14 protein-coding genes are annotated in these 16,484 nt (G+C 71.0%); 12 read left to right on the top strand and 2 right to left on the bottom strand.

Annotation, left to right across the window (positions count from 1 at the left end):
• Window positions 1–98 precede the first annotated feature (98 nt).
• From ftsZ to ACZ56U_RS34910, 6 genes are all read left to right on the top strand, one after another.
• Window positions 99–1,298, top strand: a complete 1,200-nt coding sequence (gene ftsZ, locus ACZ56U_RS34885; protein ID WP_391230000.1) for a cell division protein FtsZ — start codon at window positions 99–101, stop codon at window positions 1,296–1,298.
• A complete protein-coding gene (gene pgeF, locus ACZ56U_RS34890; protein WP_469087929.1) occupies window positions 1,295–2,032 on the top strand; it encodes a peptidoglycan editing factor PgeF in 738 nt (245 codons plus the stop codon). Before ftsZ ends, pgeF begins: the two co-directional genes overlap by 4 nt.
• Window positions 2,033–2,038: 6 nt before the next feature.
• Window positions 2,039–2,758 (top strand): YggS family pyridoxal phosphate-dependent enzyme, encoded by a 720-nt coding sequence (locus ACZ56U_RS34895; protein ID WP_469087930.1) that lies wholly within the window; start codon window positions 2,039–2,041, stop codon window positions 2,756–2,758.
• 129 nt (window positions 2,759–2,887) lie between these two features.
• Window positions 2,888–3,529, top strand: coding sequence for a cell division protein SepF (locus ACZ56U_RS34900; RefSeq protein WP_469087931.1), 642 nt, complete (start codon window positions 2,888–2,890; stop codon window positions 3,527–3,529).
• Between the two features lie 49 nt (window positions 3,530–3,578).
• Entirely contained in the window at window positions 3,579–3,869 is a 291-nt protein-coding gene (locus tag ACZ56U_RS34905) for a YggT family protein (protein WP_037937545.1), read from the top strand.
• Between the two features lie 52 nt (window positions 3,870–3,921).
• Window positions 3,922–5,130, top strand: coding sequence for a DivIVA domain-containing protein (locus tag ACZ56U_RS34910; protein ID WP_469087932.1), 1,209 nt, complete (start codon window positions 3,922–3,924; stop codon window positions 5,128–5,130).
• Window positions 5,131–5,758: 628 nt separating this feature from the next.
• Here the strand turns inward: ACZ56U_RS34910 and ileS are convergent.
• On the bottom strand, window positions 5,759–8,896 hold the full coding sequence (gene ileS / locus ACZ56U_RS34915; RefSeq protein WP_469087933.1) for an isoleucine--tRNA ligase: 3,138 nt from the start codon (window positions 8,894–8,896) through the stop codon (window positions 5,759–5,761).
• 589 nt (window positions 8,897–9,485) lie between these two features.
• Here ileS and ACZ56U_RS34920 point away from each other — a divergent pair.
• The 5 genes from ACZ56U_RS34920 (at window position 9,486) to ACZ56U_RS34940 (ending at window position 14,389) form a co-directional block, all read left to right on the top strand.
• A complete protein-coding gene (locus ACZ56U_RS34920) occupies window positions 9,486–10,565 on the top strand; it encodes a TraR/DksA family transcriptional regulator (RefSeq protein ID WP_469087934.1) in 1,080 nt (359 codons plus the stop codon).
• Between the two features lie 60 nt (window positions 10,566–10,625).
• Window positions 10,626–11,225 (top strand): signal peptidase II, encoded by a 600-nt coding sequence (gene lspA / locus ACZ56U_RS34925; RefSeq protein WP_469087935.1) that lies wholly within the window; start codon window positions 10,626–10,628, stop codon window positions 11,223–11,225.
• A gap of 75 nt (window positions 11,226–11,300) precedes the next feature.
• On the top strand, window positions 11,301–12,245 hold the full coding sequence (locus ACZ56U_RS34930; RefSeq protein ID WP_469087936.1) for an RluA family pseudouridine synthase: 945 nt from the start codon (window positions 11,301–11,303) through the stop codon (window positions 12,243–12,245).
• Window positions 12,242–12,712 (top strand): GNAT family N-acetyltransferase, encoded by a 471-nt coding sequence (locus ACZ56U_RS34935; protein WP_469087937.1) that lies wholly within the window; start codon window positions 12,242–12,244, stop codon window positions 12,710–12,712. The genes ACZ56U_RS34930 and ACZ56U_RS34935 overlap by 4 nt, the downstream gene beginning before the upstream one ends.
• Window positions 12,713–12,802: 90 nt before the next feature.
• Window positions 12,803–14,389 (top strand): Na+/H+ antiporter, encoded by a 1,587-nt coding sequence (locus ACZ56U_RS34940; RefSeq protein ID WP_469087938.1) that lies wholly within the window; start codon window positions 12,803–12,805, stop codon window positions 14,387–14,389.
• A 307-nt stretch (window positions 14,390–14,696) separates the two neighbouring features.
• On the opposite strand, the gene ACZ56U_RS34945 is transcribed toward ACZ56U_RS34940, so the two are convergent.
• Window positions 14,697–15,806, bottom strand: a complete 1,110-nt coding sequence (locus ACZ56U_RS34945) for a mechanosensitive ion channel family protein (protein WP_469087939.1) — start codon at window positions 15,804–15,806, stop codon at window positions 14,697–14,699.
• Window positions 15,807–15,913: 107 nt separating this feature from the next.
• Between ACZ56U_RS34945 and ACZ56U_RS34950 the strand changes: the two genes are divergently transcribed.
• Window positions 15,914–16,483 (top strand): dienelactone hydrolase family protein, encoded by a 570-nt coding sequence (locus ACZ56U_RS34950; protein WP_469087940.1) that lies wholly within the window; start codon window positions 15,914–15,916, stop codon window positions 16,481–16,483.
• The last annotated feature ends 1 nt before the right edge of the window (window position 16,484 follow it).

The raw sequence follows: 16,484 nt of genomic DNA on the forward strand, positions 1-16,484 counted from the left end.
TTCGGGTCGGCGCTATGGACCGTCCCATTCGGCATCCGTCGTCGCATCGCAACACCCGCGATACGACGACACGTAACTCGAGGCGAGAGGCCTTCGACGTGGCAGCACCGCAGAACTACCTCGCAGTCATCAAAGTCATCGGTGTCGGCGGCGGTGGTGTCAATGCCATCAACCGGATGATCGAGGTCGGTCTCAAGGGCGTCGAGTTCATCGCCATCAACACCGACGCGCAGGCGCTGTTGATGAGCGACGCCGACGTCAAGCTCGACGTCGGCCGTGAACTCACCCGCGGACTCGGCGCCGGCGCCAACCCGGCCGTCGGACGCAAGGCCGCCGAGGATCACCGCGAGGAGATCGAGGAGGTCCTCAAGGGGGCCGACATGGTCTTCGTGACGGCCGGTGAAGGCGGCGGCACCGGCACCGGCGGCGCACCCGTCGTGGCCAACATCGCACGCAACCTGGGCGCCCTCACGATCGGCGTGGTCACCCGCCCGTTCACCTTCGAGGGCCGGCGCCGCGCCAACCAGGCCGAGGACGGCATCGCGGAACTCCGCGAAGAGGTCGACACCCTCATCGTCATCCCCAACGACCGACTGCTGTCCATCTCGGACCGCCAGGTCTCGGTGCTCGACGCCTTCAAGTCGGCAGACCAGGTCCTGCTCTCCGGTGTCCAGGGCATCACCGACCTCATCACCACGCCCGGCCTGATCAACCTCGACTTCGCCGACGTCAAGTCGGTCATGTCCGAGGCCGGTTCGGCCCTCATGGGCATCGGCTCGGCCCGCGGCGACGACCGCGCGGTGGCCGCCGCCGAGATGGCGATCTCCTCGCCGCTGCTGGAGGCGTCCATCGACGGCGCCCGCGGTGTGCTGCTCTCCATCTCCGGTGGCTCCGACCTCGGCCTGTTCGAGATCAACGAGGCCGCCCAACTGGTCTCCGAGGCCGCCCACCCCGAGGCGAACATCATCTTCGGCGCGGTCATCGACGACGCCCTCGGCGACGAGGTGCGCGTCACGGTCATCGCCGCCGGCTTCGACGGCGGCCAGCCGCCGACCCGCCGGGACACCGTCCTCGGCTCGACCTCCTCCTCCCCGGCCCGCCGGGAGGAGCCCACCCCGGTACGGCAGACCGAGTCCCGCCCGTCCTTCGGCTCGCTCGGCAGCGTCACGCCGAAGGAGGACCCGGAGCCCGCGCCCGAGCCGGTGGCCGACCTCCCGGTCGCCCCGCCGGTCCCGCCGTCGCGGTCCTACTCGGACAGCGCGGCCGAGGAACTGGACGTGCCGGACTTCCTGAAGTGATAGGACAGCGCTCCGCAACGAGCACTGCGAGCGGCGCCCACTTCGCCTTCACCGACCGGTGGGGCGGGGTGAGCGCCGTTCCGTACGAGGAGCTCAACCTCGGCGGGGCGGTCGGGGACGACGCCGACGCCGTACGCACCAACCGTGAACTGGCCGCCAAGTCGCTGGGGCTCGACCCCGGCCGGGTGGTCTGGATGAACCAGGTGCACGGGGCGGACGTGGCCGTGGTCGCGGAGCCCTGGGGCGACCGGCCGGTGCCGGAGGTGGACGCGATCGTCACCGCCGAGCGGGGTCTCGCCCTCGCCGTCCTCACCGCGGACTGCACGCCCGTACTGCTCGCCGACCCGGTCGCCGGAGTCGTCGGCGCGGTGCACGCGGGACGGCCCGGCATGATCGCCGGGGTCGTCCCCGCCGCCGTGCGGGCCATGGCCGAACTCGGCGCCGACCCCGTCCGGATCGTCGCCCGCACCGGACCCGCCGTCTGCGGCCGGTGCTACGAGGTGCCGGACGCGATGCGCGCCGACGTCGCCGCGAACGAGCCGGCGGCGTACGCCGAGACGAGTTGGGGCACACCCGCGGTGGACGTGACCGCCGGGGTGCACGCGCAGCTCGAACGGCTCGGGGTGCGCGACCGGGAGCGGTCGCCGGTGTGCACGCTCGAATCGGGCGACCACTTCTCCTACCGACGCGATCGCACCACGGGGCGACTCGCGGGATATGTCTGGCTGGGCTGAGAGAGCATGACGGACCGTAAGGACGAACTCGCCGCGAATCTGGCGAAGGTGGAGGAGCGGATCGTCGCCGCGTGCGCGGCCGCGGGCCGCAAGCGCGAGGAAGTGACCCTGATCGTGGTCACCAAGACCTACCCCGCGAGTGATGTGCGGATCCTGTCCGCACTCGGCGTGCGCGCCGTCGCCGAGAACAAGGACCAGGACGCGGCACCCAAGGCGGCCGAATGCTCGGATCTGCCCCTTGAGTGGCATTTCGTCGGACAGCTTCAGACCAACAAGGTGCGTTCCGTGGTCGGTTACGCGGATCTCGTGCAGTCCGTCGATCGTTCGAAGCTGGTGACGGCCCTGTCGAAGGAGGCCGTACGGGCCGAGCGCGAGGTGGGGTGTCTGCTCCAGGTCGCGCTCGACGCCGGGGAGAGCGAGCGGGGGGAGCGCGGCGGTGTCGCGCCGGGCGGGATCGGGGAGTTGGCCGATCTGGTCGCCGGTGCTCCGGGGCTTCGGCTCGCCGGGCTGATGACCGTCGCGCCGCTCACCGGGGAGTACGCGGGTCGCCAACAGGCGGCGTTCGAGCGGTTGATGGATTTGTCGACTGACCTGCGCCGAAGTCATCCGGCTGCGAACATGGTCTCGGCAGGGATGAGTGCGGACCTCGAACAGGCCGTGGCGGCCGGAGCGACACATGTGCGCGTCGGTACGGCGGTACTCGGAGTCCGCCCGAGGCTCGGGTAACGTCGCCAGGAAGTCGGACCACAGCAGAAAATATGGTCATTACCGCCGGAAGGCGGGTGTAACGACCACGTGGATCGCGGGCACTTGGCAGTCGTCAGCCGATCCACCACAGAGCGGAGGACTCAGAGAATGGCCGGCGCGATGCGCAAGATGGCGGTCTACCTCGGCCTCGTGGAGGACGATGGGTACGACGGCCGCGGATTCGACCCCGACGACGACTTCGAACCCGAACTGGACCCGGAGCCCGAGCGGGACCACCGGAGGCATGAACCGGTACACCAGGCGCACAGTGCACATCAGTCCCAAAGGGACGAAGAGGTGCGAATCGTGCAGCCGCCGGTGACGCGCGAGCCGGTCGCCCGTTCCGCTTCGCTCACCGCTGAATCCGGGCGTCCGGCGCGGATCGCGCCCGTGGCGTCCATCACACAAGAACGCGCAAGCCTGGAGAAGAACGCACCGGTGATCATGCCCAAGGTCGTGTCGGAACGAGAGCCTTACCGGATCACCACGCTTCACCCGCGGACCTACAACGAGGCCCGTACCATCGGGGAACACTTCCGTGAGGGCACCCCGGTGATCATGAATCTGACTGAGATGGATGACACAGACGCCAAGCGACTTGTCGACTTTGCGGCCGGTTTGGTGTTTGGTCTTCACGGCAGCATCGAGCGGGTGACGCAGAAGGTGTTCCTGTTGTCGCCTGCTAACGTCGATGTCACGGCGGAGGACAAGGCCCGTATCGCAGAGGGCGGGTTCTTCAATCAGAGCTGAGACAGACGACCGGTAAGACGTACGAGCAGGGGAGAGGGAAACACAGACCATGGGCGTGTTCGCGCAGGTGATCTACATCGCGCTGATGGTGTTCCTCATCGTGCTCATCTTCCGGTTGGTCATGGACTACGTCTTCCAGTTCGCCCGCTCGTGGCAACCTGGCAAGGCGATGGTGGTCGTTCTGGAGGCCACCTACACTGTCACCGATCCACCGCTGAAGCTTCTGCGGCGGTTCATTCCGCCGCTGCGTCTCGGGGGCGTGGCGCTCGACCTGTCCTTCTTCGTACTGATGATCATCGTCTACATCTTGATCTCTATCGTGGGCAATCTCGCGAGGTGACAGTGGACGATACGGTCCTGCCGACTGCCGATGACTACGTTGAGGTGAAGAGATGCCGTTGACCCCCGAGGACGTGCGGAACAAGCAGTTCACGACCGTCCGCCTCCGAGAAGGCTATGACGAGGACGAGGTCGATGCCTTCCTCGATGAGGTCGAAGCCGAACTGACGCGCCTGCTGCGCGAGAACGAGGATCTGCGCGCCAAGCTGGCCGCGGCGACGCGTGCCGCTGCCCAGAACCAGCAGAACATGCGCAAGCCTCCGGAGGGCCCCGGCGGCCCCCAGGATCAGCAGCAGGGCGGGATGCAACAGCAGGGTATGCCGCAGCAGGGTATGCCCCAGCAGGGTGGGATGCCGCAGCAGGGCATGCGTGGGCCCGGCGGCCCCGTGCCGGCCGGCATATCGGGCCCGCCGCAGCAGCAGATGGGCGGCCCCATGGGCGGTCCGCCCCAGCTGCCGAGCGGTGCGCCGCAGCTGCCTGCCGGTCCCAGCGGTCAGGGTGGCCCGCAGGGTCCCGGCCCGATGGGCCAGGGGCACGGTCCGATGGGCCAGGGGCCCATGGGTCAGGGCCCGATGGGCGGCCAGCCCCCCATGCAGCAGCAGATGGGTGGCCCGATGGGCGGCCCCATGGGCGGCATGGGTGGCCCCGGTCAGGGCCCCGGTGGCGACAGCGCCGCGCGAGTCCTGTCGCTGGCCCAGCAGACCGCCGACCAGGCGATCGCCGAGGCCCGTTCCGAGGCCAACAAGATCGTCGGCGAGGCGCGTTCGCGTGCCGAGGGTCTCGAGCGTGACGCCCGTGCCAAGGCCGACGCCCTGGAGCGGGACGCGCAGGAGAAGCACCGCGTCGCGATGGGCTCCCTGGAGTCCGCCCGCGCCACGCTGGAGCGCAAGGTCGAGGATCTGCGTGGCTTCGAGCGCGAGTACCGCACCCGCCTGAAGTCCTACCTCGAGTCGCAGCTGCGTCAGTTGGAGACCCAGGCCGACGACTCGCTGGCCCCGCCGCGCACCCCGGCGACCGCGTCGCTGCCGCCGTCCCCGGCGCCCTCCATGGCCCCGGCCGGCGCGAGCGCCCCGTCGTACGGCGGCAACCCGGGCGGCATGGGCGGCGGCCCGTCCCCGGCGGGCCCGTCCTACGGCGGCCAGCAGCAGATGTCGCCCGCGATGACCCAGCCGATGGCTCCGGTCCGGCCGCAGGGCCCCGGCCCGATGGGCCAGGCTCCGTCGCCGATGCGCGGCTTCCTCATCGACGAGGACGACAACTGACGAGAGGTAGTACGCCTCAGGCGTCGGCAGCGTTCAGGGCGAGGCCCCGGGTTTTGACCCGGGGCCTCGCCCTTTCGCATGGGGTCACCGGTGCGGGGCGCCGCTACGGGGCGCGGTGGTGGGGCTGTTGGGCGGGTGGGGGCGACGGCGGCCAGTCGTGCGGTGCTTCGCGGCGCTTGGGGCGGCGTTGCCCGGTCGTGTGGGGTTCGTCGCGTCCCTCGCGGGGGCGGGGCGGTGGTGTCCGGGGGCGTGCGGTTCGTCGCGGCGCTTGGGCGGGGCGGGGTGCGGTGGTTGTGGCTGGCCGTGCGGTGCTTCGCGGTGCTTGGGGCGGCGTTGGCCGGTCGTGTGGGGTTCGTCGCGTCCCTCGCGGGGCGGGGCGGCGTTGCCCGGTCGTGTGGTTTGTCATGTCCCTTGGGCGGGGGTGAGGTGGTCGTGGCCGTGGCGTAGGTCCTCGCGTCGCCTGGCAGGGGCGGGGCACGCTCTGGCCGTGGTGGGGTTCCTCGCGGGGGTGGGCCGGTGGTGTCCGGGGGTGTGCGGTTCGCCGCGGCGCTTGGGCGGGGGTGGGGTGGTGGCATGGGGAAGGGCCCGGCTCCGCTGGGGAGTCCGGGCCCCTCGGGCGCCGTGCCGGTTACGCCTTGCGCAGGCGGAACGTCAGCGACAGGCCCTCGTCGGTGAAGGCCTCGCCGTAGGTGTCGTCCGCCTCTCCCTGGCCGAAGTCCGTCGCCAGGACCTCGTCGGAGATCAGGCCCGTGTGCTCGGTCAGGGCCTCGACCACCGCCGGGTCGGTGGAGGTCCAGCGCAGCGCGATGCGGTCGGCCACGTCGAGGCCGCTGTTCTTGCGGGCCTCCTGGATCAGGCGGATCGCGTCACGGGCGAGGCCGGCCTGGCGGAGCTCCTCCGTGATCTCCAGGTCCAGGGCGACCGTGGCACCGGAGTCGGAGGCGACCGACCAGCCCTCGCGCGGGGTCTCCGTGATGATCACCTCATCGGGGGCGAGCGTGACCGTCTCGCCGTCGACCTCCACCGATGCCGTGCCCTCGCGCAGGGCGAGGGAGAGCGCGGCGGCGTCCGCGTGCGCGACGGCCTTGGCCACGTCCTGGACGCGCTTGCCGAAACGCTTGCCCAGGGCGCGGAAGTTGGCCTTCGCGGTGGTGTCCACCAGGCTGCCGCCGACCTCGGAGAGGGACGCGAGCGCGCTCACGTTCAGCTCCTCCGTGATCTGCGCGTGCAGTTCGCGGTCGAGGGCGTCGAAACCGGTCGCCGCGATGAGCGCCCGGGACAGCGGCTGGCGGGTCTTCACACCCGACTCCGCGCGCGTGGCCCGGCCCAGCTCGACGAGCCGGCGCACCAGGACCATCTGCTTCGACAGTTCCGGGTCGATGGCGCCGAGGTCGGCCTCCGGCCACGACGCCAGGTGCACCGACTCCGGGGCGCCCGGGGTGACCGGGGCGACCAGGTCCTGCCAGACCCGCTCGGTGATGAACGGGGTCAGCGGGGCCATCAGCTTGGTGACCGTCTCGACGACCTCGTGCAGGGTGCGCAGCGCGGCCTTGTCGCCCTGCCAGAAGCGGCGCCGGGAGCGGCGGACGTACCAGTTGGAGAGGTCGTCGACGAACGCCGACAGGAGCTTGCCGGCGCGCTGGGTGTCGTACGCCTCCAGGGCCTGGGTCACCTGGTCGGTGAGGGCGTGGAGTTCGGACAGCAGCCAGCGGTCCAGGACCGGGCGGTCGGCCGGGGCCGGGTCGGCCTCGCTGGGCGCCCAGTTCGACGTACGGGCGTACAGGGCCTGGAAGGCGACCGTGTTCCAGTAGGTGAGGAGGGTCTTCCGCACCACCTCCTGGATGGTGCCGTGGCCGACGCGGCGGGCCGCCCAGGGGGAACCGCCGGCCGCCATGAACCAGCGCACCGCGTCCGCCCCGTGCCGGTCCATCAGCGGGATCGGCTCCAGGGTGTTGCCCAGGTGCTTGGACATCTTGCGGCCGTCCTCGGCGAGGATGTGGCCGAGGCAGACCACGTTCTCGTACGAGGACTTGTCGAAGACCAGGGTGCCGACGGCCATCAGCGTGTAGAACCAGCCGCGCGTCTGGTCGATGGCCTCGGAGATGAACTGCGCCGGGTAACGGGACTCGAACAGTTCCTTGTTCTTGTACGGGTAGCCCCACTGCGCGAACGGCATCGAACCCGAGTCGTACCAGGCGTCGATGACCTCCGGCACGCGCGTGGCCGTCTTCTCGCACTGCGGGCACGCGAAGGTGACGTCGTCGATGAACGGGCGGTGCGGGTCCAGTTCGGAGTGGTCCGTGCCGGTCAGCTCGGTGAGCTCCGCGCGGGAGCCGACGACCGTGAGGTGGTCGTCCTCGCAGCGCCAGATCGGCAGCGGGGTGCCCCAGTAGCGGTTGCGGGACAGCGCCCAGTCGATGTTGTTCTGGAGCCAGTCGCCGAAGCGGCCGTGCTTGACCGTCTCCGGGAACCAGTTGGTGTTCTCGTTCTCCTGGAGGAGGCGGTCCTTCAGCGCGGTGGTGCGGATGTACCAGGACGGCTGCGCGTAGTAGAGGAGCGCGGTGTGACAGCGCCAGCAGTGCGGGTAGCTGTGCTCGTACGGGATGTGCTTGAAGAGGAGGCCGCGCTGCTGGAGGTCCTCGGTGAGCTGTTCGTCCGCCTTCTTGAAGAAGACGCCGCCTACCAGGGGGACGTCTTCCTCGAACGTGCCGTCCGGGCGGACCGGGTTGACCACGGGCAGGCCGTAGGCGCGGCAGACCTTGAGGTCGTCCTCACCGAAGGCGGGGGACTGGTGGACCAGACCCGTACCGTCCTCGGTCGTGACGTACTCGGCGTTGACGACGAAGTGCGCCGCCTCCGGGAACTCCACGAGCTCGAACGGACGTTGATAGGTCCAGCGCTCCATCTCGGCGCCGGTGAAGGACTGGCCGGTGGTCTGCCAGCCCTCGCCGAGCGCCTTGGCGAGCAGCGGCTCGGCGACCACGAGCTTCTCCTCGCCGTCGGTGGCGACGACGTAGGTGACCTCCGGGTGCGCGGCGACCGCCGTGTTGGACACCAGGGTCCAGGGGGTGGTCGTCCACACCAGGAGCGCGGCCTCGCCGGCGAGCGGACCGGAGGTGAGCGGGAAACGGACGTACACGGACGGGTCGACGACCGTCTCGTAGCCCTGCGCCAGCTCGTGGTCCGAGAGGCCGGTGCCGCAACGCGGGCACCAGGGGGCGACGCGGTGGTCCTGGACCAGCAGACCCTTGTCGAAGATCGTCTTCAGCGACCACCAGACCGACTCGATGTACTCGGGGTCCATCGTGCGGTACGGGTCCTGGAGGTCGGTCCAGTACCCCATGCGCGTCGTCAGCGCCTCGAAGGCGTCGGTGTGGCGGGTCACCGACTCGCGGCACTTGGCGTTGAACTCGGCGATGCCGTACGCCTCGATGTCCTGCTTGCCGGAGAAGCCGAGCTCCTTCTCGACCGCCAGCTCCACCGGCAGGCCGTGGCAGTCCCAGCCGGCCTTGCGGGCCACGTGGTAGCCGCGCATGGTGCGGAAGCGGGGGAAGACGTCCTTGAAGACGCGCGCCTCGATGTGGTGGGCGCCGGGCATGCCGTTGGCGGTGGGCGGGCCCTCGTAGAACACCCACTCGGGGCGGCCCTCGGACTGCTCCAGGGTCTTGGCGAAGATCTTCTGCTCGCGCCAGAACTCGAGCACGGCGTGCTCGAGGGCGGGCAGGTCGACCTGGGCGGGCACCTGGCGGTACATCGGCGTTGTCATCAGCGAGCTTCCTCCGGCGGACTTGCTGCCTTCCGTCCGGAGGGACGAGAGCCGAATGCTGTACGCCGTCGTCGGCGCGCTCCCGCGGTACCACCCTCCTTGGCTCCCCGGTGTGCCTTCCACACCGATGAGCCCCCTCATTGGGGTCGCGATGCCGGGTCTACCGCCCCTCGCGGGGTTTCTTCCGGCGGCTCCGGGGTGATCTTCGCGTCGCGCTCGCCCCCGGGCTCCCACCGTCCCCGGGTCGCTCTTGGCTGCGTACGCCGCTACTCGTCCCCATCCACGCTTTTCGCTCCGCCCAGTGTACGGCGCCGCACCGACAGCGGCCGACCGGATTTCCGGGTCCGGGGTGCGGGGGTGGCGGGTGGTGGGGGTGACCCGAATGGGGCGGTGCGCGCGTTCGGGTTCTGGGAGGCGCGGCGCGGCGGATTACCCGGCGGGGAGCTGGGCACAACGCATGCAGGCTCGGCGCGCCCCTGCGTGAGCCGGGCGAATCGGGCGGTGTGCCCCGTTGCCGTGGGACTCAAGTCGATTTATCGTCCCAGCACGATTCGCGTGCAAGATCACAATATGTGAAGGGGCCGCGGCCATGGTGGCGAAGAAGACCGCCGTACAGCAGTCGGCGTCGGGCAGCTCGGGGGCTGCCAAGGCCTCCGTCGGTGCGGCCAAGGACGTGGGCGGGAAGAAGAGCGCACAGGGGGGTGCGGAAGGGCGTGCCGCCAAGGTGACCAAGGCGGTGAAGGCGGTGGGCGAGGCCGTGAGGAAGACGGCGGCCAAGAGCCCCGCGAAGAAGACCGCGGCCAAGAAGGCCGCGGCGTCCAAGGCGGCTCCCGCGCGGAAGGCCGTGGAGCAGGAGGGGCCCGGGAGAGAGGGGGCCGGGAAGGCCGCCGCGAAGAAGACCGCCGCGAAGAAGACCGCGGGGAAGAAGACCGCGGGGAAGACGGCGTCGAGGACCACGGCGGTGAAGAAGACGGCAGCGGCGGCGAAGAACACGGCAGTGGCGTCGAGGACGACCGCCGCGGCCAAGAAGACGACCGCCGCGGCGAAGAAGGCGGCCGTGAAGAAGACGGCCACCGCGCGGAGCACCTCCACGAAGAGCACGACCGGCACGAAGAGCGCGGCCGGTACCGAGAGCACGGCCAAGAAGGCGGGCGCGGCCGAGGCCGCGAAGCAGACGGGAGCCACGACGGTGGTTGCGAAGAAGACTCCTGGCACGGCCACGGCGGCGAAGACCGCGGTCCCCAAGGCACGCCTCGCCGCGGCGGTGGAGCCGGGCGAACTCGCGGTCCGCCCCGGCGAGGACCCCTGGACGCCGGAGGAGGTCGAGGAGGCGCGCGCCGAGCTCCAGTCCGAGGCGCTGCGGCTGCGCACCGAGATCACGTCCTCCGAGGAGTCCCTCGCGGGTCTGATGCGGGACTCCGGGGACGGCGCCGGCGACGACCAGGCGGACACCGGCACCAAGAACATCACGCGCGAGCACGAGATGGCCCTCGCGGCCAACGCGCGCGAGATGCTGCTCCAGACCGAGCGCGCCCTGGAGCGGCTCGACGCGGGCACCTACGGTCTGTGCGAGAACTGTGGCAACCCCATCGGCAAGGCGCGCATGCAGGCGTTCCCGCGGGCCACCCTCTGCGTGGAGTGCAAGCAGAAGCAGGAACGCCGGTACTGAGGGTGCCAGGGGACGTGACGTACCCTCGTGCTCAGTCAGGTACCTAGTCGAGGGACTCACGTGGCAGAGGCGGAGCGCATCATCGGTACGCCGGACTCCCCGGAGGGGGCGGAGGCCGAGCCGGAGCAGTCAGCCGGTGCGGAGGGGCAGCAGAGCGCCGAGGCGCCGCCCAGGGGCAGGCGGCGGATCGCCGTGCTGTTCGCGGTCGCCACGTTCGCGTACGCCCTCGACCTGGTCAGCAAGATGATCGTGGTCGCCAAGCTGGAGCACCACGCGTCGATCGAGATCATCGGGGACTGGCTGAAGTTCGAGGCGATCCGCAACGCGGGCGCGGCCTTCGGCTTCGGCGAGGCCTTCACCGTGATCTTCACGGTGATCGCGGCGGCCGTGATCGTGGTGATCGCCCGGCTCGCCCGCAAGCTCTACAGCCTGCCCTGGGCGATCGCGCTCGGCCTGCTCCTCGGCGGCGCGCTCGGCAACCTCACCGACCGGGTCTTCCGCTCGCCGGGTGTCTTCAAGGGAGCGGTCGTCGACTTCATCGCGCCCAAGCACTTCGCGGTGTTCAACCTGGCGGACTCGGCGATCGTGTGCGGCGGCATCCTGATCGTGCTGCTGTCCTTCAAGGGCCTGGACCCGGACGGCACGGTCCACAAGGACTGATCCCCAGGGGCCGGTCCGCGGGACTGATCCACAGGCGCGGTCGGGGCCGCCGGTGCCGTCCGGCATACTCGACGGGTGAGCACGATTCCCGAGATCCGTACCCTGCCCGTGCCCGACGGCCTGGAGGGCGAGCGCGTCGACGCCGCCATCTCCCGCATGTTCGGCTTCTCCCGTACCAAGGCCGCCGAGCTCGCCGCGGCGGGGAAGGTCACGGTCGACGGCTCGGTGGTCGGGAAGTCCGAGCGGGTGCACGGCGGCGCCTGGCTAGAGGTGGAGATGCCGCAGGCGCCCGCGCCCGTGCGGGTCGTCGCCGAGCCGGTCGAGGGCATGGAGATCGTGCACGACGACGACGACGTGGTCGTGATCGTCAAGCCGGTCGGCGTCGCCGCGCACCCCAGCCCCGGCTGGACCGGCCCGACCGTCATCGGCGGCCTCGCCGCGGCCGGGTACCGTATCTCGACCTCCGGCGCCGCCGAGCGCCAGGGCATCGTGCACCGCCTCGACGTCGGCACCTCGGGCCTGATGGTGGTCGCGAAGTCCGAGCGCGCGTACACCTCGCTCAAGCGCCAGTTCAAGGAGCGCACGGTCGACAAGCGCTACCACACCCTGGTGCAGGGCCACCCGGACCCGACGAGCGGCACCATCGACGCCCCCATCGGCCGCCACCCGCAGCACGACTACAAGTGGGCGGTCACTGCCGAGGGCAAGGCGTCGGTCACCCACTACGACCTCATCGAGGCGTTCCGCGCGGCCTCCCTGCTCGACGTGAAGCTGGAGACCGGCCGCACCCACCAGATCCGCGTCCACATGGCCGCCCACCGCCACCCCTGCGTCGGCGACCTCACCTACGGCGCCGACCCGACGCTCGCCAAGCGGCTGCGGCTGACCCGGCAGTGGCTGCACGCCGTCCGCCTCGGCTTCGAGCACCCCGGGGACGGGGAGTGGGCGGAGTTCGCGAGCGACTACCCGGCCGACCTCCAGCAGGCCCTGGACCAGGTCCGCGAGGAGACGTACGGATGAGCCTGCCGTCGTACACCGTGCGCGTCGCCGAGGACCCCGCCGACCGCGAGCTGTGCTTCGCGGTGCGCAAGGAGGTCTTCGTCGCCGAGCAGGGGGTGCCGGCGGACCTGGAGTACGACGCGTACGACGCCGTCGCGGTGCATGTCCTGGCCGTGCGGGAGGACGGGGCGCCGCTGGGCACGGGGCGGCTGCTGTCCGGCTCCGAGGCCGCGGAGAAGGTCGGCGGCGATCTGACGCTCGGGTTGCTCGGGCGGCTCGCCGTCACCAAGGACGCCCGCGGGCTCGGGGTCGGCGTCGCGCTCGTGCGGGCCATCGAGGAGGCGGCACGCGCGCGGGGGCTCGCCGCGGTGGAGCTGCACGCCCAGACGCACGCGCTGGGGTTCTACGAGCGACTGGGCTACGAGGCCTACGGGCCGGAGTACCCGGAGGCCGGGATCCCGCACCGCGGAATGCGGCGCGCGCTGTAGCGCGGGGGCCGAAAGCGCTGGTGGGAACGGCGGCGTGGCAGGCTTGAGGCCTGTCGTCCGAACGCCGAGAACCCCATCGGAGTGCTGATCGTGGATCAGTTGGCCCTGTTGTTCGTGCTGTTGCTCGGGGCCGTGGTCAGTGTCCCGGTCGGCGACCGGTTGAAGTTGCCGGCGCCGGTGCTGATGACCCTGCTCGGGATCGTGCTGGCCCTGCTCGCGTTCGTGCCGAACGTCGAGGTCCCGCCGGACCTGATCCTTCCGCTGCTGCTGCCACCGCTGCTCTACGCGGCCGTGCGGCGGACCTCGTGGCGGCAGTTCACGGCCAACGTCAGGCCGATCTTCCTGCTGGCCGTGGCCCTGGTGTTCGTCACCACCCTGTGCGTGGCCCTCGTCGCCCACGCGGTCGTGCCGGGCCTGCCGATCGCCGCCGCCGTGGCGCTGGGCGCGCTGGTGGCGCCGCCCGACCCGGTCGCGGCGACCGCCGTCGCCGGGCAGCTCGGGCTGCCGCGCCGGCTGGTGTCGATCCTGGAGGGCGAGGGGCTCTTCAACGACGTCACGGCGATCGTGCTGTACCACGTGGCGATCGCGGCGGCCGTCAGTGGCTCGTTCGCGGTCGGGGAGGCCGCGCTGGAGCTGGTGCTCTCCGCGGTCGTCGCCATCGCCGTCGGGGTCGGACTCGGCTGGGGTGCCAACAGGCTCATGGATCTGCTCGACGACCCGACCCTCCAGATCGGCCTGACCCTCCTCGTGCCGTACGCCTCCTATGTGGCGGCCGAGGAGCTGCACGGCTCAGGGGTGCTGGCCGTGCTCGCCACCGCCCTCTTCCTCGCCGAGTACGCCACCGACGCCGACGACGTGCTCACCCGGCTCGCCGGGCACACCTTCTGGGACATCGTCGACACGCTGGTGACCGGGGTGGCGTTCGGGCTGATCGGTCTGGAGCTGCACAACGCGGTCCGGACCGCGTCCGGTCGGTGGGGCGAGCTGCTCGGCTGGGCGGCCGCGATCGTCGGGGTCGTCATCCTCGTCCGGCTGGTGTGGCTGCTGCCCGCGACCTGGGTCGCCAAGCGGCTGCACGCCAAGCAGGACTACGCCGAGGAGGTCCCGATGAGCTGGCGGGAGACCGTCGTGATGTGGTGGTCCGGGATGCGCGGGGTGGCGTCCGTGGCGCTGGCGCTGGCGATCCCGCTGAAGACCGAGGACGGGTCCGCCTTCCCGGACCGGGACGAGATCGTGTTCATCGCGTTCGGCGTCATCATGGCGACCCTCGTGCTGCAGGGCCTGACCCTGCCGTGGCTCGTGCGCAAGCTCGGGGTGAAGGCCGACACCGAGCGGGAGAAGGAGTTCGAGAAGACGCTGGCGACCCGGGCGGCCAAGGCGGCCAAGCGCAGGCTGCGGGAGATCGAGGAGGTCGAGGAGCTGCCGGAGGAGCTGTCCGAGCAGATGCTGCGGCGGGCCTTCGAGATCGGCGTGCGGATCAGTCCGGACATGGGGGACGAGGAACGGCGGGAGGCGCACGAGCAGCGGGTGCGCCGGCTGAAGCGGGTGCGGCGGATCCAGGGCGAGATGCTGAGCGCGGCCCGGCACGAGGTGCTCGCGGCGCGCAGTGAACCGGGGGCGGACCCCGAGGTCGTGGACCGGGTGCTGCGGCACCTGGATGTGCGCAGTCTGCGGTGATCCGGCCGTCGTCTGACCATCGCGATCTGAGCGACGCGGGGGAGGTGCGCGGGGTCGCGGCTTTCGTGGCCCGGGAGGTGGGGACCATGGACGTGCTGGTGCACGGGGCCGGCGGTGCCGGGCATCCCGAACCCCGCCGAGCCCGGCGGGCGGGTGCTGTTGTCAACGGGGGCGCGCAGCGGGGGCGTTGACGTCGGGGTGGTGAGCGGCCGAGGCGGGTGTCCCCGGCGCCCCCGGTGGCCTGCCGCATCGCCGGGATGTGCGGTACTTCACGGCTCGCGCAGATCCACCGGGGCGCCGGGGTCGGTCAGCGGCTCGTCCTCGGGGGCTCGTAGGCCCGGCGGTGGGCGCGGTCGTGGGACAGGCGGTTGCCGTTGAAGCTGTGCGGCAGGGCCGCGTCCGCGGTGTTGACGCGGGGCAGGGCGTACGGGTGCTGCTCGGAGAGCCAGCGCAGCATGCGCTCGCGGACCGTGACCCGGACCGTCCAGATGTCGTCCGCGTCCTTGGCGGTCACCAGGGCACGCACCTGCATGGTGTTCGGGGTGGAGTCGGTGACGGTCAGGTCGCAGGCGCGGCCGTCCCAGGCCGGGCAGTCGCGCAGGATGTCGCGCAGCTGCTGGCGCATCGCGTCCATCGGCGCCGAGTGGTCGAGATGCCAGTAGACGATGCCGGTCATCTGGGCGCCGCCGCGCGACCAGTTCTCGAACGGCTTGGAGGTGAAGTAGGAGACGGGCATCGTGATCCGGCGCTCGTCCCAGGTCCGCACGGTCAGGAAGGTCAGGGTGATCTCCTCGACCGTGCCCCACTCGCCGTCCACCACGACCGTGTCCCCGATGCGCACCATGTCGCCGAACGCGATCTGGAACCCGGCGAACATGTTGCTCAGCGTGGACTGCGCCGCGACACCGGCGACGATGCCGAGGATGCCGGCCGAGGCCAGCAGCGAGGCACCGGCCGCGCGCATCGCCGGGAACGTCAGCAGCATCGCCGCCACCGCCACCACACCGACGATCGCGGTGACCACCCGTGTGATCAACGTCACCTGGGTGCGGACCCGCCGGACCCGGGCGAGGTCGCGCTGGGCCCGCGAGTAGCGCCTGTAGGAGGCCTCGACTATCGCCGAGACGATGCGGACCACCAGCCAGGCCACCGACCCGATCAGGACCAGCGTCAGGGTCTGCCCGACGCCGACCCGGTGCCTCTCCAGGACCTTGGCGCTGTCATACGCCCCTCTGAGCAGGGCCGCGCAGATGACGAGTTGGTAGGGGATCCGGCCGCGGCGCAGCAGGTCCCACAACGGTGTGTCGCTCTGCCGGGCGTCGATCTTGCGCAGCAACAGGTCTGTGGCCCAGCCGATCACCAGGGTGAGCAGGACCGAGCCACCGATCACGATCAGGGGGCGGAGTACGTTCTCCATGACCCCGAACCTAACCGGCCCCGGGCGGTCATGAACATGTGACTTCGGCGTGGAAGTGGGTACGGCCGCGGACCGGCGTTGTCGGTCCCTGCTGGCACCATGGCCTCATGAACATCATGCTCTTTCACTCGACCTACGGTCTGAGGCCCGCCGTGCGCCAGGCCGCCGACCGGCTGCGTGCCGCCGGACACGAGGTGTGGACGCCGGACCTCTTCGAGGGGCGCACGTTCGAGACGGTCGAGGACGGCATGGAGTTCAAGGAGAGCGTCGGCAAGGACGAACTGCTCAAGCGGGCCGTGCTGGCCGCCGCGCCCTACTCGGAGCGGGGGCTCGTCTACGCCGGGTTCTCGTTCGGCGCCTCCGTCGCGCAGACCCTCGCCCTCGGCGACGAGCGGGCGCGCGGTCTGCTGCTTCTGCACGGCACCTCGGACATCGCCGCCAACGGCGCCGTGGACGACCTGCCGGTGCAGCTGCATGTCGCCGAGCCGGACCAGTTCGAGACGGACGACTGGCTGAGCTCCTGGTATCTGCAGATGGGCCGGGCGGGCGCCGACGTGGAGGTGTACCGGTACGCCGGGGCCGGTCATCTCTACACCGACCCCGAGCTGCCGGACTGGGACGAGGAGGCCGCCGAGGCCACCTGGCGGGTGGCGCTCGGCTTCCTGGAGTCCCTCTAGG

This window comes from Streptomyces sp. NPDC034103, assembly GCF_055575395.1.